Raw genomic sequence first — 25,443 nt, forward strand, 5'->3', positions numbered from 1 at the left:
CGGCCGGGCTCAGGGCTGCGGGCCCGCCGCGCTGACCGCTCGGCGCCAGCCGATGAGGTACCAGGCGCCGATGCCGACGCCCAGCGCCGCCCCGGCCCCGATGGCCAGATAGCCGCGCGCCCGCTTGTCGTCGCTGGCCCGTTGGGCGGCGACCTCCTCGTCCGTCAGCCCATCGGCGGCCTGTTCGATGTCGTCCTGGCTGACTCCGAAGCCGGCCTCGACCGGGTCGGATTCGTACGAGGGCCCGCCCTGGCGCTCCCCGAGGAGCGAGAGGCGCAGCGTCAACCCGATGGGGTCCGGCGTGATCTCGCCGACCTCAGGTCCCAGGGTGACCATCAGATAGTGCCAACCGGCGACCCCGAAGGCCTCGATATCGTCCTCGAAACGGTTGCCGTAGTGCACGCCGGGCGCGATGCCGGAGACGCTGAGCTGCTCGCCCCGGTATCCCTCGGTACCGGGCGGGAAGACGCGCACCGCCGCCGGGTTGAAGATCTCCAGGCCCACATCGCCCCTGGCGGACACGGACTCGTCGCCGCCGGTGGCGTTGCCCAGCTCCAGGTCGAGCGCCAGCTGTTGCCCCCAGTCGACCGGCACCCGGTAGACCAGGCTCTCACCGGCGCGGATGTCGTCGCGCCAGACACCCTCGCCGATGGGCTGGGCGTCGTTGAAGCCGGTGCCGCCCCGCACCCTGGTGGCCTGGCCGGTGGGCGGGCTGGGCGGCTCGGTCTCCCAGCTCTCCGCCGGCGGCGCCGCCTCCGGCAGCGCGGCCAGCGTCGGTTCCTGGGAGAACCGCAGCTCGATGGGCCAGTCCTCGGGGTCGGAGCCGGCCGTCCTGGTCACCGTGTAGAGATAGCTGCCCGCGCGCTGGCACTCGGCGCCCTGGGCGACCGTCCGGCCCGCACTGGCGGCGATCGGCCTGGCCAGATAGCCAAGCCCGAAGTCGAAGTCGGCGGTGCCGGACGAACAGCTCTCGTTGCCGGTGGTGAGCAGCTCCACCCGCAGCTCGTCGTCGAACGCCACCGGCGAACCCCGGTCGGGGGCGGCGACCGTGGTCACATAGGCGCTGGAGCCGCTGTCCAGGGCGAGGGCGTAGTGCAGCGTCTCACCGGGGGATATCTCGTCGGTGTAGACGTTGCCCGCCTCGATGGCGGGCGCGTCGGCGCTGCTCGCCGTGCCCTCGACGGGAAGCCCGTCAGCGGCCGGGGCGTAGGTACGGGGGTCGGGCGTCTCCGCGAACGCGGGGGCGGCTCCCAACAGCGCCATCGAGCAGGTCAACGCCACAACTCCAGCGCCGGCGCTCATCTTTCCCATCGCACACTCTCCTGGCCGTCCCGCACTCGTGCCCCTGCGTTGTTCAGCACGGTACGAGTTCGCGGTCGCACCCGGACAGCGGGGGGCGTCACGTTCTCGCTACAACGCCTCCGGGCCCCCGCGCCGCCAGGCGACAGGGGCCCGGAGGCGACTGATGTGTCCTTCGGAGTCCGTGGTTGGGGCGTCAGGCGCCCGTGGAGCCGGCCGGCACGGAGTCGGTCGCCTCCGTCCACAGATCCTGCTCGGCCTTGTCCGCTTGGATCTGACGGTAGACAAGGAGTCCGCCAATGGCGGCCACCGCGACCAGGAGGAGCTTCTTCACCGCGCTACCTCGTCCTTCTTCAACGTGATCGGACCTCTGGCGCCCGATGATACCCAATTGTGTCCTAGCACAAGGGGCTTGGGCCCCCGAGCACCGCCACCCCCGCCAACACGCCCCAGCACTCCCCGCCCCACCCCCGCGAACCCCCTGGTCAAGAGCTCGACGGTCCACTCCGCAGCTCCAGAAACCGACTCGACCACCCCGACCGGAACGAACCAGGAACGACCCGGAAGCGCGTGAACGGCATCCCCGTACGCGATGCCCCCGAGACGTTGGAGCGCTGCGCGAAAGTGGCCGTGAGGTCCGCGCTCTGATGGGTGCGGCCCGTACTCGGGGAGCGAGGACCGGACGGTGGCCTTCTAGCCCAGGCACCGGCCGCGAACGGCGCGTCCCGTCCCGGCGGGGGCCCGCGGCACGGTGCCGGCCAACTCACCGGGAACGGAAGGCGATCGTCGATGTCAAGGAGTGATGTCAAACGGCCCCGGTCCATCAGGACCGGGGCCGTTCACGCTGGTGGGGCTAACAGGACTTGAACCTGTGGCCTCATCCTTATCAGGTCAATCGCAGGTGAGCGGACTCCCAGCTGAGCCGTGGCTGGGGCCGCGCCCCTTTGAATCTCGTGTGCGCCGTCGTCTTTCGGTGTGCGCCGGTGTTGGCGTCAAACGGTGGCGTCAACTGGCGTCAGACCGCGTTCAGAGCGTCCGTGATCTCCGCGATCGACGGCACCACCACGACAGCCCCGGCATCGGTGAGCTTCTTGTCCTTCCCCGGCTTGTTGGCATAGCCGATGGTCGGCACCCCGGCCGCGTCGCCGGCCTCCACGTCCCGTGCGGCGTCCCCAATGAAGACGCACGCCGCCGGGGACGCGTCGCCCATGGCGTCCAGAAGCAGGCGGGGCGACGGCTTCATGGATGTCGGCTCCCCAGGCACCCGGCCGACTACCCCTCGAATCTGGCTCGCCAGTCCCGCCCGTTCCAGGTAGCTGGTGATGGCCCGACCCGCGTTGTTGCTGACGACGACCACCGACCGGCCCGAGGCGGAGCACGCCTTGAGCATTGCCTCGATATCCGGGTTGGGTCGCGCCTGCCAAACCGCCTCAGATTCCAGCTCGGTCAGCACGGCGTCGGCATCCGCCGCCAGCTCGGGGCGTTCCTGGGCAATCCGACTGAGCAGTGCCAACGGATCGCCCTCTTTTCGCCATACCTCCGCGACTAGGTGACCGTCGGCAGCGAGCCGCTCCCGCATCCGGTCGGCCACCTCCCCGGCAGAGAGGCCGGCGAAGACCGAACAGACCGGCCCGTCGAAGTCGAGTAGGACATGCGTCACCCCGGTCAGCACGGGGCCTAGGTCTTCTCTCATGGCGTGCTCTCGAACGCGATGCTTTCCCAGGCGCTGTCGAACCACCGGCGGGACTGGCTCACGTACTGCGAGCCGATCGACGATTCGTCCGGCCCGGCCGAGTGATGGAACAGCGTGGTGTCCTTGCCGGTGATGTCGAAGAACTCCTTCTCCCCGTTGACGTCCATCGTCCGCTGGCGCAGGGGGTAGTACCCGAAGAAGACTTCCTCGTCGTTGAGGATGTAGAGCTTGAACAGCGGCGAAGCCCGGAAGAGGCGGATCTCCACCTTGGCCGACTGGACAAGGCCCAGCTCCGCGAGCACCTCCACGGAGTGCTTGATTCCGCCGGCGTTGGTCTGACCGATCCGACCGGCCCGCGCCCGTAGGTCGGCATCATCCCGCAACCCGTCCACCAGCACCGGCACCGCCATGGGGGATGAGCTGTCGGGCAACAGCAGCCGGACGGCGATGGACTGCGGAGTGAGCCGGCCGGAGCGAACCTTGTCGAGCGGCTCCTGGATCGCGCTGTGCAGCGTCTCGCTGGAGAAGCCGGCGAAGTCGACGCTGACCTGAGGCTCCTCGAAGGCCGCCTCCAAATGCGGCCGGAGACCGATAGGCCGCTCCGTCCGCTGCCGGACGAACGACCCCTTCCCCTTCCTACTCACGATCAGCCCATCGTCACGGAGCTGATCGAGCGCGCGCTGGATCGTCGCCTTGGCAACCCCGAAGTGCTTCACCAGTTCGGGGTTGGACGGGAGCTTGTCCCCCGGCTCGTACTCCCGCGTCAGGATGGCGGCCCGCAGCTTGCTGCTGACCTGCTGAAACGCCGGCCGGGTGTCATCAGGATCGAGGCTCATCCCGCCATCGTACGACGGCATCCCCACGAACCCCAGGACGGCCATCCTTCCCAGCCTGGTTGACCTTCCTAGGATGGATGAGTACGTTGGTCATGTCGCACCGAGCGAAAGCAAGGAGCGGCCGGAGGGCCTTATTTGGGCTGCTCTGGAGCTGAGGGCGGGGACGCTGCAATCCCGCTAAAGGCCAGGTGAAACAGGGTTTCGGCCCGTACTGGCGAGGTGGCCCGGTGACCGCGAGCAACGGCCGGAGAGTGGGGACACGGTCCCCCTTGCAGTGCACATTCGCTTGCCCGCCGAACTGATAGGAGCCCCCGATGATCCGCCGACGAAGACCCGCGGCGCGCACCTGAGCAGGACCAGCGCAGGTCGCGAAGCCGAACGCGTCACCTCGGGCCACACGAACCCGCAGATGCCTGAGCTGCTTGTGCCTCACCACCCCGCCGCCTACGGGAGGGCTTGGTGGTGGGGCGCGAGGGGCACCAGGCCCCAACGCATATGTGCCGGACGGGAGTTGCACCTCCCGTCCGGCTGATCAACCCGCCTACCAGTTATAGGAGGGCGATCCGTATGGATCGTAGTGCGCCGGCGTCGGGTACGCCGGAGAGTGTGCAGAATGCGGCCGAGGCCTCGAAGCGCGCCGAGGAGGCCCGCCGCAAGGCGGAGGCCGATTTGCGGCGTCACGGGCGGGCCGGGGCGGCGGTCACCACTCAGAGGGGCGGTGGCCGGTGAGTAACGAGCATCTCGCCCAGGCTGAGCAGACCCGCGCTGACGGGTTGGCCGACAGGATCGGGGAGATCTCCTCGACCCCGGGTCACCCGTCCGCGCCGTCCCTGCACCATTACCAGGCCGCGTACAGGAACGCGTCGTCGCTGGCCGCGCAGAACACCGCCCAGTCCGGCACCGGGGGTGGGTCATGACCGCCGCCATCGTGGCAGTGCTGGGCACGCTGGCCGGCTCTGGCCTGACCGGGGTGCTGGCGTACGTGACCAGCGCCCGAGTGGATCGGCGTCAGCGGGCGGCTGAGCATCGGGCCGCGCTGCTGGACGCGTTGGTCGAGTTGCACGGCGCGATCGTCGGTCATCGTGAGCAGCAGTGGTTGAAGATCGCCGATCGGGCGGGTGGTGTCTCGGACAGTCGGGAGGCTCGTGAGGCCCGGTACGCGGCGCGTACCCGGATGACGGGCGCGCTGGATCGTCTGCACATGCTCACCACCGATACCGAGGTGTTGGCCACCGCTCAGGCGGCTCGGGATGCCGCTGTGGCTCTCGGGGACGCTCCCGTCGGCCAGGTTGAGGCGGCTGGTCAGCGGGCCCGTGAGGCCCACACCCGGCTGCGGCAGGTTGCCGCGCGCTGCCTGGCCTGACTGTCCGGTTGCCTGATCCGCCCGTCTGTCGTCCCGACCACGCCACGGGACGACAGAGGGGCGGTGACGGGGAGCCGGGCCATTCGGGTCTGGTGTGACGCTGAGGAGACAGCGTGCCGAACGACAGCAACACCCCGCAGCCGATGACGCACTTCTACATCCTGTCGCTGGAACTGCCCAACCGCCTTCAGGGCAGTTGGGTCGGTGAGGTCTCGGTCCAGCCGGGGACGCGGCGGATGGACGTCTTCGTCTACTTGCGGGACGAGGTCGCCAAGGAGCGCCCCGAGATGGCGCGGGCGACGCCCCTCTTCTTCTCCCTTGAGCCGGTCACGGTCTGACGGCCGTAGCCAGCTCGTACTGCCCCGACCGACGCGCCAACGCCGGTCGGGGCTCTTCCACTTCCTGGAGCGGCGGCATGCCCACACAAGCAACCAGCCGCCCCAGCCACCAACAAAATAGAGGACGACTCATGCGGAGTTTCATCGGCGATCAGGAGATCGCCACCGAGTACGAGATGACTGAGTTGGCCATCGGTCTGGGTACCGACCCGGAGCTGTGGCTCGGCAGCGAGGGTGAGAGCGAGGAGGAGCGGGCCGCGCGGCTGGACGCCGCGGCTGACATCCTCGCCGACGACCCGGAGTTGGCCGGGCCGGTCGCGCGGCTGACCGCGCTGGCCATCGCTGAGTACCTGGCCATGCCCGAGATCGTGCGGGCGGTGACCCGATGAGCGAGTTGACGATGCGCGGGCTGCACGCCGTGATGGGCGAGTTGATGGACCTGCTGGCCGACGTGCCGGGCGTGGACGACCCGACGGCTGTGTCGTGGAACGTGGGCCGGACGCTGGGCACCCCGGGGCTGCGCGTCACCCACTTGGGCGGCGACGGGCCGACGCTGCTGTCGGCGGCCGAGCGATTGCTGGGCGGCGAGCTGCGGCGCGACCAGTCCGCCAGCGCGGTGGTCTCCGCCGGTGGCGAGCGGACGCGGATGACGACGCTGCATACCACGCACACCGGCGTCCCGGTGCGCGTGACGGCGTGGCTGCCGGAGCCCTCGGAGCGCGAGGAACTGCTGGCGCGTCTGGCCGAGCTGGACGCCGCCGAGGGAGGTTCCCGGTGATTCGGATTGTGAGGGCCGCCCGTCTGCGGGCGGTCGAAGAGCAGCTTGCCGCAGCGCGACAGCGGGAGGTGCGGGCCAGCACCAATGCAGACCGGGCGTTGACCCGGTACCTGGCCGATCTCGCGGCGGCTGGCGAGACCGTGCGGGCGGCTGAGGCGAAGGCCGACGCTGAGGGGTTCCGTGCCGACGTCGCCGAGCACGACGCGAAGCGCCTTCGCGATCAGGTCGCCGACTTGATCGCGAAGTTCGGCGAGCTGGAGACCATGTCGCTGACCGTCTATCTGACGTTCCACGACGGGCGCCTACACAGCGTTCACGCGACCGAGCACGCGGCCCGCGCGGCGGCGGAGAACGACCCGACCGCCCCCGCCTCACCCGGCAACTGGGGAGCTTGGACGCCGGGCCCGGCGAACGGATCGCCGACCGGGTGGAGCATGCGACGGGTGGCTGTTCACGGTCTCCTGAACGGTGTTCACGAGCGGCTGGCTGCTGTTCACGACACCGGCCCGGGTGTTCACGGCGCCCCCGAGGGTGTTCGCGGGGGTGCGGTCGATGGATGAAAAGACCCTGCGCCAGGCGGACCGGGTTCTGTCCACGGGCACGTGGTTGATCGTGTTCGGCGCCGTCGTCTACTCCGTCCTCACGGTCACGCCGCTGGTTCGTGGGGTGACCCCGGACGGCTGGGAGTGGACGGCACCGATCCTGCCGATCGTGGTGGACGCGGCCGTGGTCATCGTGGTTCGGCTGGACGCGGCGCTGGCCCGTGTCGGGGGCAAGGCGGGTGGCTGGCCTGTGCTGTTGCGGTGGATGACCGGGCTGATGACCCTCGGGCTGAACACTGCCGGCAGCGCCTTGAAGAGCGATCCGGTCGGGGTGGCGGTCCATGCCGTCGCGCCGCTGCTGTTGATCGTCTCCAGTGAGGCGAGCCTGGCCTACCGCCGCGCCCTGACCGCCGCTGTCACCGCCCGAGAGGCCCGGGAACAGGCCGAGCGGGAGCGCCGTGAACAGGCCGCCCACGATCGTGAACAGCGTGAGCGCGCCGACCGCGAGGCCGCCGCCGACCGCGAGGAACGCCGCGAACGAGAGCGGCGGGAGCACGAGGCGCGCCTTGCTCGGGACGAGCGGGAGCACGCCGCCACGCTGGCCCGTGAACAGGCCGAGCACGAGCGTGAACAAGAACGCCTCCGGCTTGAACACCAGGCGCGGGAGCGTGAACACGAACGCCAGACCCGTGAACAGGCGGACCAGGCCCGTGAACAGGCCGAGCGCGAGCGTGAGGCTCAGCAGGCTGCCGAGCGCGCGCGGAAGGAAGCCGCTGCCCGCGCCGAACAGGAGCGGGCAGCCCAGCGTCGTGCTGAGTTGCTGGCCGCTGGCCCGGCTGCCGAGCAGCAAGAGAAGCCGCTTGCGCGAGAGACCGTGGCCGCTGCGTTCGAGGCCGGGTTGTCCATCCGGCAGGCCGCCGACCTGTGCGGCTGGTCAACCGGCTGGGTCACCGGACTCTACGCCGACCTGAAGCAGGGGGTGGGGGTGTGAGTGCCCCGTTGCGGGTCGGGTCGGTGTGTTCGGGTTACGGCGGGCTGGATGTGGCCGTGGCCCGGGTGTTCGGAGGCCGGGTGGCGTGGGTGGCCGATCCCGATCCGGGGGCAGCCGCGGTTCTCGCGGCGCAGTTCCCGGGGGTGCCCAACCTGGGTGACATCAGGTCGGTGGACTGGGCGGACGTCGAGCCGGTGGATGTGGTGTGCGGTGGCTATCCCTGCCAGCCGTTCTCCGACGCCGGCTCGAGGAGAGGGACTGCTGATGAGCGGCACATCTGGCCCTGGATCGCTGGTGCCCTTCGCGTTCTACGACCCCAGTTCGGGGTCTTTGAGAACGTCTCGGGCCACCTTCGACGGGGCTTCGACCGAGTGCTCGCCGACCTTGCCGGTCTCGGGTTCGATGCGGAATGGGACGTTACGGCAGCGTCCGATGTCGGCGCGGCGCACCGCCGCAAGAGGCTGTTCGTCCTCGCCACTGCTGCCGACGCCCCGCACCTCGGACACCAACGGGACCGGGACGCACGGCACCGGTGGACCGGACCTGCGCACAGCAGTCTCCCTACTGCCGACGCCGGCTGCGCGGGACTGGCGCTCGGGCCGCTCGAACCTGATCGGCACGAACGCCCGCCCGCTGAACGAGGTGGTGGTCAACCTGCTGCCCACACCGATGGCGGCCGACGCCGACCGCACCTCGCCGACCTTCCCACGCGGGAACCCGACCCTGGCCGGCGCGCTGTTGCCGACGCCCACAGCCACGGACGCGAAGAGCAGCAGCGGAGCGAATCCGGACTGGGGGCATGGGGAGACGCTGACGGACGCGGCCCGCAGTGTTGGGGCCGGTTCGCCCCGGCCATCGCGCGCTGGGAAGCGGTCACGGGCCGCCGTGCCCCCTGGGCAACTGACCATCGAGGACGGCTGAACCCACACATGGTCGAGTGGATGATGGGACTCCCCTCGGGGTGGGTCACCGACGTCCCCGGCCTCACCCGCACCCAACAACTCCGCCTGTTGGGCAACGGCGTCGTCCCCCAACAGGCCGAAACCGCGCTCCACGGCCTGGCCACGCGACACCTCGCGGCCGGGGAGGCGGCAGCGTGAGCGGCACCATTCCACCTACCGCTGGCGCCTGGCACCCGATGGACTGGCCACGCGCCGCCAGCTGCGCGCGGCCGGTTTGCGGCCGGGCGGTCAGGACCCAGTCGCGCAGGTGGAGCGGCCCCGCCGGCGGGGCCGACCGCCGCTGGTCGCCTACCTCTACCGGATCGACCTGGCCAAGCCCGTGCGCCCGATGACGCCAGCGATGTGGCGGGCGATCGGAGCGGCGGTGGCCGCGCGGCGCGTCTGCCCGCAGTGCGGGCGCGACCGCGGCTACTGCATCCCCACCTCGATCGGCATGTGCAACCTCTGCGCCGACCAGGGCGGCGGTTGGTCGGTCGCCGCCTGAACTGCGGTTCCTTCTTCTCCCTGTCTGGAGAGTTCTCGTGTCTGATCTTTCGGTGTTCGCCGCTGCGTTCCTTGGGCTGTTCGTGGCTCATCACGCGGCGGACTATCTGTTCCAGTCCGATCGCCAGTCTGGCCGGAAGGCCGGCTGGACCGAGCCCGAGACCGAAACCGGCGAGTCGGGCCCGGGGCGTCACCACCACGGGTGGGGCGTCAACCAACTCCACGCCGGCACCCACACCGCCACCACGGTGGCCGTGCTGACGCTGCTGGCCTGGGCGGTCGGGTTGCCGCTGTCCGTGGCCAGCCTGACCACCTCGCTTGGGTGGGTACATGTGACCCACAGCGTGATCGATCGGCGGTGGCCGGTGCGGTGGTGGATGACCCACACCGGATCGTCGGGCTTTGTGGACCGGGGTGGGATGCCGCTGGTCGACCAGGCGCTCCACCTCACCGTGGGGCTGTTCCCCGCTGCGCTGCTGGTCACGATCTGACCAGCAGCGCAGTCCCAATCTCCCCAACGGGGCGGCCTTCGCTCGCGAGGCACAGGGCTGCCCCTTTGGGGTCCCAGTGAAGGGACTTGTTCAGGATGACGGATACGACGACGGAAGTGGTGGTAACCCCCGTGGTTCCACCGGATGAGGAGAAGCCCGCGGCTTCGTCTTCGGGTGAGCCTGAGGGGTTGCCGGGGCGGCCTGTGTTGGCGGCCGGGGCGAACGCTGCTGGCGGGGTGGCCGCCGGGGCGGTCGCGGTGGCTGGGCCCGCTGGGTTGGTCGCGGCCGGGGTCGCGACGGCGGGGGTGGCGGGCGCGATGTGGGTGGCCCGCCGCCGGGAGCGGTCGCGGGCCAAGACGGATCGCTTGCGGTGGCGGGAGAGCCGCTTGCGCGGCGCGGATGGTCGGCGCGTGCAGACGCCGACCGGTGCTGGCGGTCGTGTTCAGCCCGCGCGGTGGGGCGGGGGCGGGGGGTCGAGGACGATGCTGTCCAGCGCGCTTCCCCGGATGCGCCGCCCGGAAGAGGTGCGGTCCTCCGGTCGGGGGCGAGTGACGGGTTCAAGTCCCGTCACTCACCACGGCAGCACCGGCAGCGGGTCGCCCGGCCGGTCGGCGCGTGGTGGCGGTACGGGTGTGGACCTGTCCAAGGCCAACCGCTCCGAACACCGCACGGGGACAGGTGACTGGCGACCGGGCCAGAACCAGCGGCGGCGCCTGGGTGCCGCCGCTGGTCGGGCTGTTGATGGGCTCGGTTCCTGGTACAGGGCTCGGAAGGTTCGTGCCGCGCAGCATGAGGCGGCCCGGGAGAAGAAGGGGCGGGAGAAGGCCCGCGAGGAGGCGGGGCTGGACCCGAAGACCGGTCAGCCGCCGTCGGCGGATGCGGTGGCTGAGGCTCGCCGCAAGGCGCTTCGCGCCTCGAAGTTGCGCTACCGGGCCCGCGCTACCGCGGCGGGCGTGGCGGCTGGGGTGGTGGGGCTGGCCTCCTGGTTGCGGCACCCGCTCCACCCGATTCGGGCCTGGCGCCGGGCGCGGGCGGTGTGGGATCGGCTGATGGGCAAGGCCCGCGACGCGAAGGCGGCCCGGGACGCGGCCCTTGATGGTCAGGGCGTTCCGGGTGAGCGGGTCAACGATCCGGCCCGCGTCGAGCCGGGCGGGCGGGCGGTGCCTGGCGTGATCGGGAAGCTCGCGCGGGTGGTGCTCGGCAAGATCAATGACCAGGACGACGAAGTTCTCGATGACACGCGGACGCGTGAGGAGAAGAAGACCATGGACGAGACGACCACGTTCGTGCGCCTGTCGGATGCGGCTGAGGTCATGCTTCAGGCCGCGCGCACGTTCGATCCGGAGAAGATGGTCGAGTTTCAGGCCCTGATCGAGGATCTGCCGATCGCGATGGGGCTGGTCCAGGAGACCGTGCGGGTGCTGGCGGAGAAGTCGGCAGAGAACCTGCCGGTCGAGCGCGTGGTCGTCGAGGAGATCGGCGTCGGGTACCGGGCCATGTCCAAGGTGATCACCGCGCTGGAGGAGGTCCCGGCCGTCTACCGCAAGGCCCACGCCGCCGATCTGGAGCGGATCGACAACCCGCGCAACGGTGTCGAGGCCGAGCGGAAGTGGAACGTCTAACCCCACCTCACCACCTGGACTATTGGGCGGCCCCCGGCGACACCACGTCGCCGGGGGCCGCCCGCTTCTTGGAAGGAAACCGTCTTGAGCAGCAACAACAAGCGCCCGGCGGTGGATTGGACCGCGCGACACGGAGCGCTCTCGGGCACCATCAACGCCGCCGCCGGGACGCTGGTGACCACCAGCCTGGCCCACTCCGCCGGAGTGCCCCCAACCTGGGCGGCCGTCGTCGGGGCGGCTGGCGCGGTCGGCACCGCCATCTCTGGTCTGCGGCGCCGGATGAACGATGCGGGCGTCGCGTTCCGCTCGGTGTGCTGCCTGGCAGCCGGCTCCTGGTCGTCCGCCGCGTTGGCCGGGGACGGGCCGCTGACCATGACCGCGCTCGGCTCCCTGGCCGTCGGCGCCACCCTGGCAGGCACTCTCGGTGCCGGGGTCGGAGCGCACGAGACGACCGAACAGGCCCGCCGGGCCACCGCGTTGCGGATCGGCACGCGGCGGCAGATGGCCGTCGAGTGGGTCGAGCGCCTTGCGCGGGTGTGTCGGATCGAGGGCGCGGAGATCGTGGCCATCGAGCAGTGGCCGACCGGGATGGGCTACACCATCGAGGTCAAGCTCCCGGCCGGCGGCACCACCCGCAAGGCCATCAGCGACCGGACCGCCGCGCTCGCCTCCGACCTCGACCTTCCCAGCGGATGTGGGGTGGCCGTTCACGAGGGTGTGACCCGGCGTCTGGCGCTGGTCAAGGTCACCACCAAGTCGATGGCCGGGCAAGCGATTGCCTTCCCCGTGGAAGAGATGGCCGAGGTCACCACCATCAACAACCCCGTGCCCCTCGCGCTCCTGTCCGATGGTGGGCAGGCGGAGTTGGACCTGAGGCAGGCGTCCACCATCGTCACCGGCACCACCGGCACCGGCAAGACCAACTGGCTCCACTCCCTGATCGCCCGCCTGAACCAGACCAACGACTCGTTGGTGTGGGTGATCGACCTCAACGGCGGCTCCCTCGGTCTGCCCTGGCTGCACGCCTGGCGCGAAGCACAGAACAACGAAGGTGTGGGCCGCTGGTCGAGCGCGGACATCCCCGCCCCCGGCGTGGACTGGGTCGCCTCCACCGTGGGTGAGGCGAAGAAGATGCTGGCCGCCGCCGTGCGGATCGCCAAGGCCCGCAAGGTCGCCTACCAGGACGCCATGCGCGACAAGGACGACGACAAGCTCCCCGTCGGCCCCACGCTGCCGGAGATCGTCATCATCGTCGACGAAGGCGCCGAAGTCGCCGCCACCCGCGAAGCCGCCAAGGTCCTGGCCGGCGTGGCGGAAGTCATCCGGATCGCCCGCGCCATGGCCATCCGGGCGGTGATTTCCGCTCTGCGCGTCACCCAGGATGTGCTGCCGGATCCCATGGTCCGCAAGATGGCGTCCAACCGCGTCTCCACTGGGGCGACCGAGGACGCCGAGTTGGGGCACCTCTTCGGCTGGCGGGCCCTGTCCGTTGAGGAATCCTTCGACGGGCCCGGCTCCCTGCTGGTCGGCACCGACGGCAAGGCTCCCGCCCGCGGCCGGGCACCCCGCATCACCCCCGGCCAGATCGAGGAGGTATGCGCGGCCACCAGCTCGCGCCGCCCCCAGCTCGACAAGCCGTCCCTGGACGCGGCCGGCACCGACTACACCCAACGCTGGCTCCTCGACCGCTGCGGCCATTTGTGGAGCCAGCCCGCCACCACCCCCGCCGGCAACGACAGCGGACCGGCCGGCGGCGGGGGCAAGTCGGGCCCGAAGTGGTCGGCCACCGCCGACTGGGACACCCCCCGCGAACCCACCCTCCACACCCCCACCCCCGACGAGCTGGAGGCCATGTTCAACGCCCCCACCGCCGACCGCACAGCCAACAGCGCGCAAGGCCAGGACGACGACACCGATTGGTCAGACCCCACAACCTGGACCACCGGCCACCAAGACACCGACCAACCCGATGCGAAACAAGCCGCGCTGCAACTCGTGCTCGCCGCCGGGTCGAACGGTACCGGGGCATCGGCTATGGAGCGGGCCCTCAAGGGCGACTTCGGAACCCGGCGTCCGGTGATCCAGCGTTGGCTCAAGGAGTGGGCGGAGGCCGGTGAAATCGTCCGGGTCGGCGAAGGCACCAAGGCCCGCTACGTCCACCGGACGCACGTATCCGACGATCCGAACCAGGACTGACGCGCCCGCTTGTCACTTGTCCCACAGAGGCCCCCTCAGAGGGGCTGTGGCGCCTGTAACCCCCATCTGACCTGCGGGTGACAAGTGGCAGACAAGTAACAAGTGACAAGCGGAGGACAAGCGAAGTGACAAGTCCGGGTTACAAGCGACCCGCGCCGCTGGAGACCCAATGAACACCACCCCCGATCCGCCCCACTACACCCTCCGCCGCACCGACCACCACACCCCCAACCCGGCCCCCGGGCCACTGGTGCACCCCCGGCCCGGGGCCGACCTCACCCCCCACCAACTCGCCCTGCTGGCCGCCCTCATCCAACAGACCGGCACCACCCCCGACGTGCCCACCACGGCCCCGGCGGCGCCCGCCCCGACCGAGACACGTATGTCGGGACGCGCCAAAGACACCGCTCTGATGGTCGCCGCCGGCGGCACCGGGATCGGAGCGGCCGGCGCCGGCATCGGCTACGGCTCCGGCCTCATCGCCACCGCGAGTGGAGGACTGATGACCGCCGCCATCGCCCTGGCCATCGCCACCGGCTCCATCACCGCCGCCGTCGCCCTCATCCGCACCACCTGCAAGACCAGCACCGCCGGTGAGGCCCGGGAGAGCGAGCAGCGGGCCACCACCCACATCACCCAAAACATCAGCGCCACCGGCCTGTTCGGCAAGGCCAACGGCACCATCAACAACCGCTGAGGAGCACCCGTGTCCATCGAGACCTTCGAGACCATCCGCTACACCGCTGACGTCCTGGCTGTCACGCCCGACCGACGCATCCTGCTGATCGAACGAGGCTGGGACCCCTTCGTGGGCATGTGGGCGCTGCCCGGCGGCCATGTCGACCCTGGGGAGACCGCGCTTGAGGCCGCCGTCCGCGAACTGGCCGAGGAGACCGGCGTCACCGTCGACGCTTCGGACCTGAGCCAGGTCGGCATCTTCGACGCCCCCGGGCGTGACCCGCGCGGCCGGTACATCACCGTCGCCCACCTCGCGCTGGTCCCGGTCGGCACCATCGCCACCGCCGGAGACGACGCCCGTCGCGCCGCCTGGTGGCCGCTCGACGCGCTCCCGCCGCTGGCCTTCGACCACGACCACATCATCGCCGCCAGCGGTCTCTCCGGCCGCGCCAACCGCACCATCAACCACCACTGAGGGGAAGCTCGTTGATCGACATCACACCCGGCGAACTGATCGTACTGGTCGGCCCAAGCGCCGCCGGCAAGTCCACCTTCGCCAGCCAGTACCCGCCGACCTGGCGGGTCTGCCTCGATGTCTTCCGGGGCCTGGTCGCCGACGATGAAACCGACCAATCCGCCACCCCGCCCGCCGCCGAAATCCAGAACCTTCTTCTGGACGCCCGGATGGCACGCGGACTGACCAGCATCGTCGACTCCACCAACCTGATGGGCCACGTGCGCCGCGGGCTGCTGGCCCGGGCCCGCTACTACCGCTGCCCGGCCGTCGCCGTGCTCTTCCACGTGCCACTGAAGGACTGCCGCACGCGCAACGCCGCCCGCACCCGACAGGTACCGGCCGACGTGCTGACCCACCAGCACACCCTCATCCCCACCGCCAACCAGCTGGCCACCGAGGGGTTCGAGCGGGTGCACTCCCACGCGCTCACCAGCGTCTGACGGACGCCCGTCCGACCTCGATGGACTGCCTGTGCAAGGGGCGGCGCGTCGGGGTCGGGCGGGGGACCGGACAGACCGGGCCCGAACGACTGAAAGGCCACCGTGGACGACGACTTCGAGTGCTTCGCCGAGTTTCTCGACGGCACCTTCACTTACTGCGGCTGCCCCGACTGCGAGCAGCGCGAGTACGACGACGCCATGCCCTGCGACGGCCGCTGCGACTGCTGCGTCTCCGAGTCGTACTGACACCCCGGGGCGGCGGTCTCCACGCCAATGCAGTCCGCCGCCCCGGCCAACCCGTCCCTACGAGAGGAACGGACCACCCAAGGATGACATCTGACCCCCGTGCGGCGCTGCTGAACACCGCACTGGCCACCGCCGCGCGCGGCTGGCCTGTCTTCCCTCTCCGGCCGGGCGACAAGCGGCCCGCCGGGCACCCCGAACGCCACTGCCCCCGTGCCGGGCGGTGCCTGGCCGGGCACCTCAAGCCCGAGCAACGCGCCACCACCGACCCGGAGTTGATCCGGGCGTGCTGGGAGCAGCGGCCCTACAACATTGGCCTGGCCACGGGCCCGGCAGGGCTGATCGTGGTCGACCTCGACACCGCCAAGGATCAGATGGACACGCCTGGCGGCGTGACGACCTTCGAGGCGCTCTGCGAGCGCACCGGGCAGGCCGTCCCGATCACCTACCGCGTCCGGACCGCGAGCCATGGGGCCCACCTGTACTTCACCGCCCCGGCCGGTGTCCGGCTCGGCAACACCGCCGGCAAGCTGGGACCGCTCATCGACACCCGCGCGAGCGGCGGATACGTCGTCGCGCCCGGCAGCCTCGTCAACGGCCGGGCCTACGAGGTGACCGACCCCGCCCCCCTCGCGCCCCTGCCCGACTGGCTGCTGACCCTGCTCCGGCCCACACCACCCCGCCCGGCCGGCCCGTTGAAGCTCCCCGAGGTCAGCGGCAGCCGGGCCGCACGCGCCGCCCTCGGACAGGAATGCGCCATCGTCGCCGCCGCCCCCGAAGGGCAGGGCAACGACACACTCAACCGATGCGCCTTCAAAGTGGGACGGTTCGTCGCATGGGGCGACATCCCCCGCCACGCGGTCGAGGACGCCTTCCAAGCGGCGGGAGAGGCCCGAGGACTCACCGCTGCCGAGTGCCGCGCCACGATCCGCAGCGCCCTCGACAGCTCCCTCCGCAAAGCCCGCCCCCGGGAGGCGGCATGACACCCCACCCTCCTCCCCCCTTGGAAGGCCAACCGAAGTCGCCCCGGCCCGAGGTCGCCCACCCAACCTGCGACCCACCGGCCGAGTGCGCCCCGAAGGACGCCGCCGAAGGCGCCGTTCCTATCCCTGACCCGCAGTTGGGGGACTGCCGTCACCCCATCGGGGGCTTGGACGTGATCTGCCCGCCGGACTGGCGCACCGTCCCCACGGCCACCTCGTGGTGCTCCTGCGGACGCATGCGCCGCGCCGTGGGGCGCCGTCAGGTCGTCGAGCTGGTCGCCGACCACAACACCCACCGCACAACCTGCCACCACCACACCAACCGTCACCCCCAGGCCACCACCACTGGAAGGAGGGCCGCCGCATGACTGAGCAGCCCATCAACGGCGCCCAACTCCTCGACAGGGTGGAGGCGTTCCACCGCAGGTTCAACGCCTTCCCCTCTGAGGCGGCCACGGTCGCCGTGGTGCTCTGGAACGCGCACACCCACCTGCTGAGCTGCTTCGATTCCACTCCCAGGATCGCCTTCCTGAGTCCCGAGCCCGGGTCGGGCAAGACGCGCGCATTGGAGATCATCTCCACCCTGACCCCCAACCCGATGCACGCGGTCAACGCCTCCCCGGCCGCGCTTTTTCGCGCCGTGGCCGACCAAGCCGGACGCCCCGTCGTCCTCTTCGACGAGATCGACACCGTTTTCGGCCCCAAGGCCAAGGACAACGAAGACCTACGCGGCCTGTTGAACGCCGGCCACCGCCGCTCCGGCGTCTCCTACCGCTGCGTCGGGGACGGCGGCAGTCAGACCGTGGTCGCCTTCCCCTCCTACTGTGCCGTCGCCCTCGCCGGACTGGGCCATCTGCCCGACACCATCAAGGCCCGCAGCGTCATCATCCGCATGCGTCGCCGCGCTCACAACGAGCCGATCGAGCCTTACCGACACCGCACCAACGAGCCCCAGGGCAACGCCCTTCGAGACGAGTTGGCTACCTGGGCCGCCCAGGTCCGCGACCAGATCGACGGCGTCTTCCCCGAAATGCCCGACGGCATCACCGACCGCCCGGCTGACGTATGGGAACCACTGCTGGCCGTCGCCGACGCGGCCGGCGGCCACTGGCCAGAGCGCGCGCGAGCGGCGTGCGTCGAGTTGGTCACCGCCGTTAACGAAGACGACCGAACCTCCCTGGGGGTCCGCCTCCTGAGCGACCTGAGGGACCATGTGTTCCCCGGTGAGGCGGCCCTTTCCACCGTCGAAATCCTCCACGTGCTCAACAAACTGGAAGAGTCCCCGTGGGGCGACTTGGACGGCCAAGCCCTCACCCCACGCCGCCTCTCCAAGATGCTCAAGGAATACGTCACGGCAAAGGGCAAGCCCATCGCACCACGAGCGTTGCGCATCGGCGGCCAGCCCACCAAGGGCTACCACCGCGACGACCTGACCGACGCGTGGAACCGCTACTGCCCGCCCCCTGCGGAACCATCGGTTACACCGGTTACAACCCCCACCACCCCCATGCTGACCAGCAGCGACGACGTAACCGATCCGGAGACCCGTAACCGATACGCATCGGTCACGCCGACCAACGGACCGCTCCCCCTGTAACCGCAGCGAATCGGTTACACCCCACCCACCGGTTACACCAAACAGGCCCCTGACCTGCGCTGTAACCGATGTAACCGATGTAACCGACACGGGAGGGCCGGAGCCAAGCGCTCCGGCCCTCCTTCGCGCACTCGCGAACGACAACGAGGTGAACCGTGTCCACCGCCACGCCCGCCGGGGCTCCGCAGGCTCTCACCGTTCCCGAAGTCATGGCTGCGCTTCGACTCAGCCGCTCCAAGGTCTACGACCTCATCCGCACCAACCAGCTCCGCAGCTTCTGCGTCGGCCGGGCCCGCCGGATTCCCGCGGACGCTGTTCACACCTTCATGAACCACCAGCTCGAAGAGGACGACTGAATGGCCAAGCGACGCCCCAACGGCGCGGGCACCATCTCGAAGCGCAAGGACGGCCGCTACCACGGGCGGGTGTACGTCACCGACACCGAGGGGAATAGCGTCCGGGTGGATCGCTACGGCGCCACCTATGACGAGGTGGACGACAAGCTGAGTGCCCTCAAGGACCAGGAGCGGAAAGGGGTTCCAGTCCCGTCCCGGTCCTGGAAGGTCGGTGAGTGGCTGACCTACTGGCTCATGGAGATTGTCGAGCCGAACACCGAGCACAACACGTACGCCAAGTACGAAGGCAAGGTCCGCCTCTACCTCATCCCGCACTTGGGCAAGAAGTCGCTGATCCGGCTGACCCCCGCCCAAGTGCGGCAAGCCCTGGCGAAGATGAAGAAGGACGGCGTTCCGGCACCCACCCGGCAGGAGGTGCTTCGGGTACTCCGGAACGCCGTCAACAGGGCCCGCCGGGAAGAGCTGGTGACCCGCAATGTCGCCGAGCTGGTGGACATGCCGACGACGGACAAGCCCGAGCGCAAGCCGTGGTCGGCCACGGAGGCGATCACCTTTCTGAAGTCGGTCCGCCACCACCGGCTCTACGCAGCCTTCGTGCTGCTGCTCTCCCTGGGACTGCGCCGAGGCGAGATTCTCGGTCTCCGGTGGCAGGACGTCGACTTCGACAACGAGCAGTTCACCCCCGTCCACCAGGTGCAGCGACAGAAGGGGAGACTCGTCCTCAAGAAGCTCAAGACCGACTCCTCACAGGCTCCGCTGCCGCTACCGGTGTTCTGCGCCGATGCGCTGCGCGAGCGGCAGCTCATTCAGCAAGAGGAGAAGGAGCGGGCCGGTGAGCACTGGCATCAGGAGCCAGGGGAGGACCTGATCTTCACCGAGCGCCACGGTGGGCCGATCGAGCCGCGTGGGTTCTCCCGCACCTTCGACACCCTGGTGGAGAAGGTCAAGGACGTCCGGCGGATCACCGTGCGACTCTCCCGTCACACCTGTGGCACTCTACTGGCCTTCCTCAAGGTCCACCCGAAGGCCGCCCAGGCGATCCTCCGGCACAGCCAGATCCGGATGACCCTGGATGTGTACACCCAGGTTGTCGGTGAAGACCAGCGTGCCGCTGCTGAGTTGCTGTCGGAGCTGCTCAGCGGAGGCAAGTAGGGGCCCAAAGGTCGCGACTGTCGTCAACGAAAGGCGTCAAACGGCCCCGGGCATCTCTGCCCGGGGCCGTTCACGCTGGTGGGGCTAACAGGACTTGAACCTGTGGCCTCATCCTTATCAGGGATGCGCTCTAACCATCTGAGCTATAGCCCCGCGTGCGCAGCAAGGCTATCGCATGCCCTGGCCACCGCCCAAATCGATTGGGCGGGGTCACTCGTCCTCGGCGAGGGTCACTTCGACGCCGCCGACAAAGCCGGCCGAGAGGTTGTAGAGGAAGGCTCCGAGCGTGGCCAGGGCGGTGGCCAGGACCACATCGATCACGGCGATCACCGAGGTGAAAATCAGCACGCGCGACAGCGAAAGGAAGGAGACAAGGTCGAAACCGCTCTCGTCGTCCGTCTCCGTCGCCTGAGTGATCGTTTCGCCGATGGTCGAGAAGACGCCCATGCCGTCCATCACCATCCACAGCACGGCGACGGCGATGATGGTGCAGATGCCCAGGGCGATGGACAGCAGAAAGCTGACCTTCATCACCGACCACGGGTCGGCCTTGGCCACCCGCAGCCGGGCCTTGCGGACCCGGGGAACGGTGCGCGCCCCCGTGCGCGGTCGGCGCACGCCGCCGCCCTGGGTCTGCTGCTTGCCGCCCCGCGCGCGCGGGGCGGGCGAGGGCTGTGAGGGCTGCTGGCCCACCGTCGGCGCCGCGCCGGGCGGCGCCGGGTACGCCTGCGGCGGGTGGTAGTGCTGTTGGTCGGCACTGCCGTAGCCCTGGCCCTGCGGATGCGACGAGTCCGCGGGTCTGGCACTGGTCATGGTGGTTCCCCCACGAGAAGGGTCGTTTGCGGACTCCTGCCGGGGGGCGCCATCCCCGGCACCGAAGCCATAGCCGCCCGGGGGCGGCGACTCGGGGTGACGCGGCGACTCCTCGCCCCCCGCGCCGCCTCCGGACGCGCCGATGGCTCCACTCACGCTCTACTCCTCTGCGCCCGGGGCCACAGTGCCCACCTCGGACTCCTGCGGAGTCTCGTCGGTGGACTCGGCCTCGACTTCCTCGGCCTCGCGACCAGCCTCGGCGTTGCGCGCGATACCCACGACGGCGTCCCGCTTACCCAGGTTGATCAACTGAACGCCCATGGTGTCACGGCCGGTCTCCCTGACCTCATTGACCCGCGTGCGGATCACTCCACCGCCCAGCGTGATGGCGAGGATCTCATCGGTGTTCTCCACCACCAGGGCGCCCACCAGGGAGCCGCGGTCCTCGACGATCTTGGCGGCCTTGATGCCGAGACCGCCACGTCCCTGCACCCGGTACTCGTCGACCGGGGTGCGCTTCGCGTACCCGCCGTCCGTCGCCGTGAAAACGAAGGTGCCGGCGCGGACCACGTTCATCGAGAGCAGTTCGTCGCCCTCGCGGAAGCTCATCCCCTTCACCCCCGACGTCGCCCGGCCCATCGGGCGCAGCGAGTCGTCGGTCGCGGTGAAGCGGATCGACTGGGCCTTCTTGCTGATCAGCAGGAGGTCGTCGGCGGCGGAGACCAGCTCGGCGCCGATCAGCTCGTCGTCCCTGCCGTCCGCCATCTCGCGCAGGTTGATGGCGATCACGCCGCCCGAGCGCGGGGAGTCGTAGTCCTTGAGCATGGTCTTCTTCACCAGGCCGGACTTGGTGGCCAGCACCAGGTAGGGAGCCGCCTCGTAGTCCCGGACGGCGAGGATCTCGGCGATCTCCTCGTCGGGTTGGAAGGCCAGCAGGTTCGCCACATGCTGCCCGCGCGCCTCGCGGCTGGCGTCCGGCAGCTCGTACGCCTTGGCGCGGTAGACCCGGCCCTTGTTGGTGAAGAACAGCAGCCAGTGGTGGGTGGTGGAGACGAAGAAGTGGTCGACGATGTCGTCCTCGCGCAGCTTGGTGCCGCGCACTCCCTTGCCGCCGCGCTTCTGGGCGCGGTAGTCGTCCGTCTTGGTGCGCTTCACATAGCCACCACGGGTGATGGTGACCACGATGTCCTCTTCGGCGATCAGGTCCTCGATGGACATGTCGCCCTCGAACGGCACCAGCGCGGAGCGCCGGTCGTCGCCGAACTTGTCGACGATCGCCGTCAGTTCCTCGCCGATGATCTGCCGCTGCCGCTCCGGGGAGGCCAGGATCGCGTTGTACTCGCGGATCCGCGCCTCGAGTTCGTTGCGCTCCGCGGTGATCTTCTGGTGCTCAAGCGCGGCCAGCCGGCGCAGCTGCATCTCCAGGATCGCGTTGGCCTGGATCTCGTCGATGCTCAGCAGGCCCATCAGGCCCCGACGCGCGACGTCCACCGTGTCGCTGCGCCGGATCAGGGCGATGACCTCGTCGATCGCGTCCAGCGCGGCGAGCAGGCCGCGCAGGATGTGCGCCCGCTCCTCGGCCTTCCGCAGCCGGTAACGGGTGCGCCGCACCACCACGTCGATCTGGTGCGCCACCCAGGAGCGGATGAACGCGTCCAGCGACAGCGTGCGCGGCACGCCGTCCACCAGGGCCAGCATGTTGGCGCCGAAGTTGGTCTGCAGATCGGTGTGCTTGTAGAGGTTGTTGAGCACCACCTTGGCGACGGCGTCCCGCTTGAGCACGATCACCAGGCGCTGCCCGGTGCGCGAGGAGGTCTCGTCGCGGACGTCGGCGATGCCGTTGACCCGACCGTCCTTGACCAACTCGGCGATCTTCTGCGCGAGATTGTCCGGGTTGGTCTGGTACGGCAGCTCGGTGACCACCAGGCACTGCCGGCCCTGGATCTCCTCCACCTCGATCACGGCCCGCATGGTGATCGAGCCGCGCCCGGTGCGGTACGCCTCCTCGATGCCCTTGCGGCCGACCACCAGCGCACCGGTCGGGAAGTCGGGGCCCTTGATCCGCTCGATCAACGCGTCCAGCAGCTCGTCCGGGCTGGCGTCCGGGTGCTCCAGATACCACTGGGCGCCGGCCGCGACCTCGCGCAGGTTGTGCGGCGGGATGTTGGTCGCCATGCCGACCGCGATCCCGGCCGAGCCGTTGACCAGCAGGTTCGGGAAGCGCGACGGCAGCACCGTCGGCTCCTGGTTCCGCCCGTCGTAGTTGTCCTGGAAGTCGACGGTCTCCTCGTCGATGTCCCGCAGCGTCTCCATGGCCAGCGGGGCCAACCGGCACTCGGTGTACCGCATGGCCGCGGCCGGGTCGTTGCCGGGGGAGCCGAAGTTCCCGTTGGAGTCGACCAGCGGCATCCGCATCGTCCACGGCTGGGCGAGCCGGACCAGGGCGTCGTAGATCGAGGTGTCGCCGTGCGGGTGGTACGTGCCCATCACATCGCCGACCACGCGGGCGCACTTGTAGTAGCCGCGCTCGGGGCGGTAGCCCCCGTCGTACATCGCGTAGAGCACGCGCCGGTGCACCGGCTTGAGCCCGTCGCGCACGTCGGGGAGCGCACGGGAGACGATCACGCTCATCGCGTAGTCGAGATACGAGCGCTGCATCTCGGTCTCAAGCGTGACGGGCTCGATCCGCAGGGCTCCCGACGAGTTCAGTTCGGGGTTCGGCGGGGTGGGGGGAATGTCGTCGGCCATGGCTGTGGGTCCGATTCCTTTCGATCAGCGGTACGGGGCCGGATGGCCGGCGTCAGATGTCCAGGAACCGAACGTCCTTGGCGTTGCGCTGGATGAACGAGCGCCTGGCCTCCACGTCCTCGCCCATCAGGACGGAGAACAGGTCGTCAGCGGCGGCGGCGTCGTCCAGCGTGACCAGGCGCAGCACCCGGTGGGCCATGTCCATGGTGGTGATCCGCAGTTCCTCGGCGTTCATCTCGCCCAGGCCCTTGAACCGCTGGATCGAGTCCTCCCTGATCCGCTTGCCGCGCTCCCGGCCGAGCCGGATCAGGCTGTCGCGCTCCCGGTCCGAGTAGGCGTACTCGAACTCGTCGCGTCCCCACTTGATCTTGTAGAGCGGCGGCTGCGAGAGATAGACGTGCCCGGCTTCCACCAGCGGGCGCATGAAGCGGAACAGCAGGGTCAGCAGCAGGGTGTTGATGTGCTGCCCGTCGACATCGGCGTCCGCCATCAGGATGATCTTGTGATAGCGGAGCTTGGAGATGTCGAAATCCTCGTGGATCCCGGTGCCGAACGCCGAGATCAGCGCCTGGACCTCGGTGTTCTGCAACACCTTGTCGATCCTGGCCTTCTCGACGTTCAGGATCTTGCCGCGGATGGGCAGGATCGCCTGGTACTGCGGGTCCCGGCCGGACTTGGCGCTGCCGCCGGCCGAGTCGCCCTCCACGATGAAGATCTCGCTCTTGGTGGCGTCGTTGGACTGGCAGTCGCTGAGCTTGCCAGGCAGCGAAGCCGTCTCCAGGAGGCCCTTGCGACGGGTGAGATCGCGGGCCTTGCGCGCGGCGACCCTGGCGGTGGCGGCCTGGATGCTCTTGCGGATGATGTCCGCGGCCTCGTTGGGGTTGCGATCGAGCCAGTCGGTGAAGTGCTCGTAAACGATCTTCTGGACATAGGTCTTGGCCTCGGTGTTGCCCAGCTTCGTCTTCGTCTGACCCTCGAACTGCGGCTCGCCGAGCTTCACCGAGATGATCGCGGTGAGCCCCTCCCTGATGTCCTCGCCGGTGAGGTTGTCGTCCTTCTCGCGCAGCAGCTTCTTCTCCCTGGCGTACTTGTTCACCAGGGCCGTCAGCGCGGCGCGGAACCCCTCCTCGTGGGTGCCGCCCTCATGCGTGTGGATGGTGTTCGCGAAGCTGTAGACGCCCTCGCTGAACTGGCTGTTCCACTGCATGGCGATCTCCAGGGAGATCTTCCGCTCCTGGTCCTCCGCCTCGATCTCGATCACCGAGGCGTGCACCGGCTCTCCCTTGCGGGAGTTGAGGTGGCGCACGAAGTCCGCGATGCCGCCCTCGTAGTAGTAGGTGACCGTGCGCGGCTGGTCGTCGTCGGCCGGCGCCGCCGAGTCGGCGCCCGCCGTCTGCTTGGCCGCCGCGCGCTCGTCGGTCAGCCCGATGGTCAGGCCCCGGTTCAGGAAGGCCATCTCCTGGAACCGCCGGGAAAGCGTCTCGAACGAGTAGTCGGTGGTCTCGAAGATGTCGCCGTCGGCCCAGAACGTCACCGTGGTCCCGGTGTCGTCCGTCTCCTCGTTCCGCGCCAGCGGCGCGGTGGGCACGCCCAGCGCGTAGTCCTGGGTCCAGCGATAGCCGTCCCGCTTGATCTCGACCGACACCCGCGTGGAGAGCGCGTTCACGACCGAGACGCCCACCCCGTGCAGACCGCCGGAGACCGCGTACCCGCCACCGCCGAACTTGCCGCCCGCGTGCAGGACCGTGAGCACGACCTCGACCGCCGGCTTCCCCTCCGACGGCACCATGTCCACCGGGATCCCACGCCCGTTGTCCACCACACGCACCCCGCCGTCGGCGAGCAGCGTGACATCGATCCGGTTCGCGTGGCCGGCGAGCGCCTCGTCGACGGAGTTGTCCACGACCTCGGTGACGAGGTGGTGGAGGCCACGCTCACCCGTGGATCCGATGTACATCCCCGGGCGCTTCCTGACCGCGTCGAGGCCCTCCAGCACGGTGATCGCGCTGGCGTCGTACGAGGGGGTGTCCTCCGTCGATTCGGGAGATGATCCGCGGGAAGCTCCGGGGGAGGACGAAATGTTCTTGTTGGCATCGCCGGAATCGGCCACGAAGCGCCCTTTCTGGCACAGCACAAGCCGGCTCCGGCTCTGAGGAGCGGCTGCGTCGTTCGACATGGTCCGCAACGGGGCGGTTGCCTCCAGTCTACCGCTAGCGCCAACCGTAACGGCGGTTTGCGGGGCTCTCAACGCGCATGTGCCGCCCTCAACCGGGCTCCGACGACTCCCCATATGTGACCCGGGGCCCTGATCCGTTCACAACG

The 25,443-nt window shown here is 69.6% G+C and carries 27 protein-coding genes, 1 tRNA gene and 2 pseudogenes; 22 read left to right on the forward strand and 8 right to left on the reverse strand.

Features of this window, described 5'->3' with window-relative positions:
* Window positions 1-9: 9 nt before the first annotated feature.
* The 4 genes from K4G22_RS14810 to K4G22_RS14825 form a co-directional block, all read right to left on the reverse strand.
* The gene (locus tag K4G22_RS14810) at window positions 10-1,311 is read right to left on the reverse strand and encodes a hypothetical protein (RefSeq protein ID WP_228080703.1); all 1,302 of its coding nucleotides are present in this window, start codon (window positions 1,309-1,311) and stop codon (window positions 10-12) included.
* 184 nt (window positions 1,312-1,495) lie between these two features.
* Complete coding sequence (locus K4G22_RS14815; protein ID WP_170184714.1) at window positions 1,496-1,633, reverse strand: DLW-39 family protein; 138 nt, start codon at window positions 1,631-1,633, stop codon at window positions 1,496-1,498.
* 681 nt (window positions 1,634-2,314) lie between these two features.
* Window positions 2,315-2,971, reverse strand: coding sequence for an HAD family hydrolase (locus tag K4G22_RS14820; protein WP_228080704.1), 657 nt, complete (start codon window positions 2,969-2,971; stop codon window positions 2,315-2,317).
* A gap of 17 nt (window positions 2,972-2,988) precedes the next feature.
* Entirely contained in the window at window positions 2,989-3,828 is an 840-nt protein-coding gene (locus tag K4G22_RS14825; protein WP_228080705.1) for a GntR family transcriptional regulator, read from the reverse strand.
* Window positions 3,829-4,553: 725 nt separating this feature from the next.
* Here K4G22_RS14825 and K4G22_RS14830 point away from each other — a divergent pair.
* From K4G22_RS14830 to K4G22_RS14935, 22 genes and pseudogenes are all read left to right on the forward strand, one after another.
* Complete coding sequence (locus K4G22_RS14830) at window positions 4,554-4,745, forward strand: hypothetical protein (RefSeq protein WP_228080706.1); 192 nt, start codon at window positions 4,554-4,556, stop codon at window positions 4,743-4,745.
* On the forward strand, window positions 4,742-5,191 hold the full coding sequence (locus tag K4G22_RS14835; protein WP_228080707.1) for a hypothetical protein: 450 nt from the start codon (window positions 4,742-4,744) through the stop codon (window positions 5,189-5,191). Before K4G22_RS14830 ends, K4G22_RS14835 begins: the two co-directional genes overlap by 4 nt.
* 113 nt (window positions 5,192-5,304) lie before the next feature.
* A complete protein-coding gene (locus K4G22_RS14840; protein WP_228080708.1) occupies window positions 5,305-5,529 on the forward strand; it encodes a hypothetical protein in 225 nt (74 codons plus the stop codon).
* 131 nt (window positions 5,530-5,660) lie between these two features.
* Window positions 5,661-5,918, forward strand: coding sequence for a hypothetical protein (locus tag K4G22_RS14845; protein WP_228080709.1), 258 nt, complete (start codon window positions 5,661-5,663; stop codon window positions 5,916-5,918).
* A complete protein-coding gene (locus K4G22_RS14850; protein WP_228080710.1) occupies window positions 5,915-6,307 on the forward strand; it encodes a hypothetical protein in 393 nt (130 codons plus the stop codon). The genes K4G22_RS14845 and K4G22_RS14850 overlap by 4 nt, the downstream gene beginning before the upstream one ends.
* Entirely contained in the window at window positions 6,304-6,867 is a 564-nt protein-coding gene (locus K4G22_RS14855) for a hypothetical protein (protein WP_228080711.1), read from the forward strand. Before K4G22_RS14850 ends, K4G22_RS14855 begins: the two co-directional genes overlap by 4 nt.
* Entirely contained in the window at window positions 6,860-7,840 is a 981-nt protein-coding gene (locus K4G22_RS14860; RefSeq protein ID WP_228080712.1) for a DUF2637 domain-containing protein, read from the forward strand. The genes K4G22_RS14855 and K4G22_RS14860 overlap by 8 nt, the downstream gene beginning before the upstream one ends.
* A gap of 65 nt (window positions 7,841-7,905) precedes the next feature.
* Window positions 7,906-8,274 (forward strand): annotated as a pseudogene (locus K4G22_RS14865) (DNA cytosine methyltransferase); the annotation flags it as partial.
* 507 nt (window positions 8,275-8,781) lie between these two features.
* A complete protein-coding gene (locus tag K4G22_RS14870) occupies window positions 8,782-8,940 on the forward strand; it encodes a hypothetical protein (protein WP_228084296.1) in 159 nt (52 codons plus the stop codon).
* A 16-nt stretch (window positions 8,941-8,956) separates the two neighbouring features.
* A pseudogene (locus K4G22_RS14875) lies at window positions 8,957-9,286 on the forward strand (RRQRL motif-containing zinc-binding protein); the annotation flags it as partial.
* A 37-nt stretch (window positions 9,287-9,323) separates the two neighbouring features.
* A complete protein-coding gene (locus K4G22_RS14880; protein WP_228080713.1) occupies window positions 9,324-9,776 on the forward strand; it encodes a DUF3307 domain-containing protein in 453 nt (150 codons plus the stop codon).
* 632 nt (window positions 9,777-10,408) lie between these two features.
* Window positions 10,409-11,398 carry a hypothetical protein gene (locus tag K4G22_RS14885; RefSeq protein WP_228080714.1) on the forward strand — a complete coding sequence of 330 codons (990 nt, stop codon included), beginning with the start codon at window positions 10,409-10,411 and terminating at the stop codon, window positions 11,396-11,398.
* 84 nt (window positions 11,399-11,482) lie between these two features.
* Window positions 11,483-13,594, forward strand: coding sequence for a type IV secretion system DNA-binding domain-containing protein (locus K4G22_RS14890; RefSeq protein ID WP_228080715.1), 2,112 nt, complete (start codon window positions 11,483-11,485; stop codon window positions 13,592-13,594).
* Between the two features lie 169 nt (window positions 13,595-13,763).
* Complete coding sequence (locus K4G22_RS14895) at window positions 13,764-14,291, forward strand: hypothetical protein (RefSeq protein ID WP_228080716.1); 528 nt, start codon at window positions 13,764-13,766, stop codon at window positions 14,289-14,291.
* 9 nt (window positions 14,292-14,300) lie between these two features.
* Window positions 14,301-14,747 carry an NUDIX domain-containing protein gene (locus K4G22_RS14900; RefSeq protein ID WP_228080717.1) on the forward strand — a complete coding sequence of 149 codons (447 nt, stop codon included), beginning with the start codon at window positions 14,301-14,303 and terminating at the stop codon, window positions 14,745-14,747.
* An 11-nt stretch (window positions 14,748-14,758) separates the two neighbouring features.
* Window positions 14,759-15,229, forward strand: coding sequence for an AAA family ATPase (locus K4G22_RS14905; protein ID WP_228080718.1), 471 nt, complete (start codon window positions 14,759-14,761; stop codon window positions 15,227-15,229).
* A 102-nt stretch (window positions 15,230-15,331) separates the two neighbouring features.
* Entirely contained in the window at window positions 15,332-15,475 is a 144-nt protein-coding gene (locus tag K4G22_RS14910) for a hypothetical protein (RefSeq protein WP_228080719.1), read from the forward strand.
* A gap of 83 nt (window positions 15,476-15,558) precedes the next feature.
* Window positions 15,559-16,455, forward strand: a complete 897-nt coding sequence (locus tag K4G22_RS14915) for a bifunctional DNA primase/polymerase (protein ID WP_228080720.1) — start codon at window positions 15,559-15,561, stop codon at window positions 16,453-16,455.
* 167 nt (window positions 16,456-16,622) lie between these two features.
* Window positions 16,623-16,823, forward strand: a complete 201-nt coding sequence (locus tag K4G22_RS14920; RefSeq protein ID WP_425336688.1) for a hypothetical protein — start codon at window positions 16,623-16,625, stop codon at window positions 16,821-16,823.
* On the forward strand, window positions 16,820-18,052 hold the full coding sequence (locus tag K4G22_RS14925) for a DUF3631 domain-containing protein (protein ID WP_228080721.1): 1,233 nt from the start codon (window positions 16,820-16,822) through the stop codon (window positions 18,050-18,052). The genes K4G22_RS14920 and K4G22_RS14925 overlap by 4 nt, the downstream gene beginning before the upstream one ends.
* A 155-nt stretch (window positions 18,053-18,207) precedes the next feature.
* Entirely contained in the window at window positions 18,208-18,408 is a 201-nt protein-coding gene (locus K4G22_RS14930; RefSeq protein WP_228080722.1) for a helix-turn-helix domain-containing protein, read from the forward strand.
* Window positions 18,409-19,560 carry a tyrosine-type recombinase/integrase gene (locus K4G22_RS14935; protein WP_228080723.1) on the forward strand — a complete coding sequence of 384 codons (1,152 nt, stop codon included), beginning with the start codon at window positions 18,409-18,411 and terminating at the stop codon, window positions 19,558-19,560.
* A 76-nt stretch (window positions 19,561-19,636) separates the two neighbouring features.
* On the opposite strand, the gene K4G22_RS14940 is transcribed toward K4G22_RS14935, so the two are convergent.
* The 4 genes from K4G22_RS14940 to gyrB all read right to left on the reverse strand — a co-directional run bounded on the left by K4G22_RS14940 (window position 19,637) and on the right by gyrB (window position 25,255).
* A tRNA-Ile gene (locus K4G22_RS14940) sits at window positions 19,637-19,713 on the reverse strand.
* Window positions 19,714-19,770: 57 nt separating this feature from the next.
* Window positions 19,771-20,529, reverse strand: a complete 759-nt coding sequence (locus tag K4G22_RS14945; protein ID WP_425336689.1) for a DUF3566 domain-containing protein — start codon at window positions 20,527-20,529, stop codon at window positions 19,771-19,773.
* Window positions 20,530-20,532: 3 nt separating this feature from the next.
* On the reverse strand, window positions 20,533-23,121 hold the full coding sequence (gene gyrA, locus K4G22_RS14950; RefSeq protein WP_228080725.1) for a DNA gyrase subunit A: 2,589 nt from the start codon (window positions 23,119-23,121) through the stop codon (window positions 20,533-20,535).
* A 52-nt stretch (window positions 23,122-23,173) separates the two neighbouring features.
* A complete protein-coding gene (gene gyrB / locus K4G22_RS14955; RefSeq protein ID WP_228080726.1) occupies window positions 23,174-25,255 on the reverse strand; it encodes a DNA topoisomerase (ATP-hydrolyzing) subunit B in 2,082 nt (693 codons plus the stop codon).
* Between the last annotated feature and the right edge of the window lie 188 nt (window positions 25,256-25,443).

It is taken from the genome of Streptomyces profundus (assembly GCF_020740535.1).
GTDB lineage: Bacteria > Actinomycetota > Actinomycetes > Streptomycetales > Streptomycetaceae > Streptomyces > Streptomyces profundus.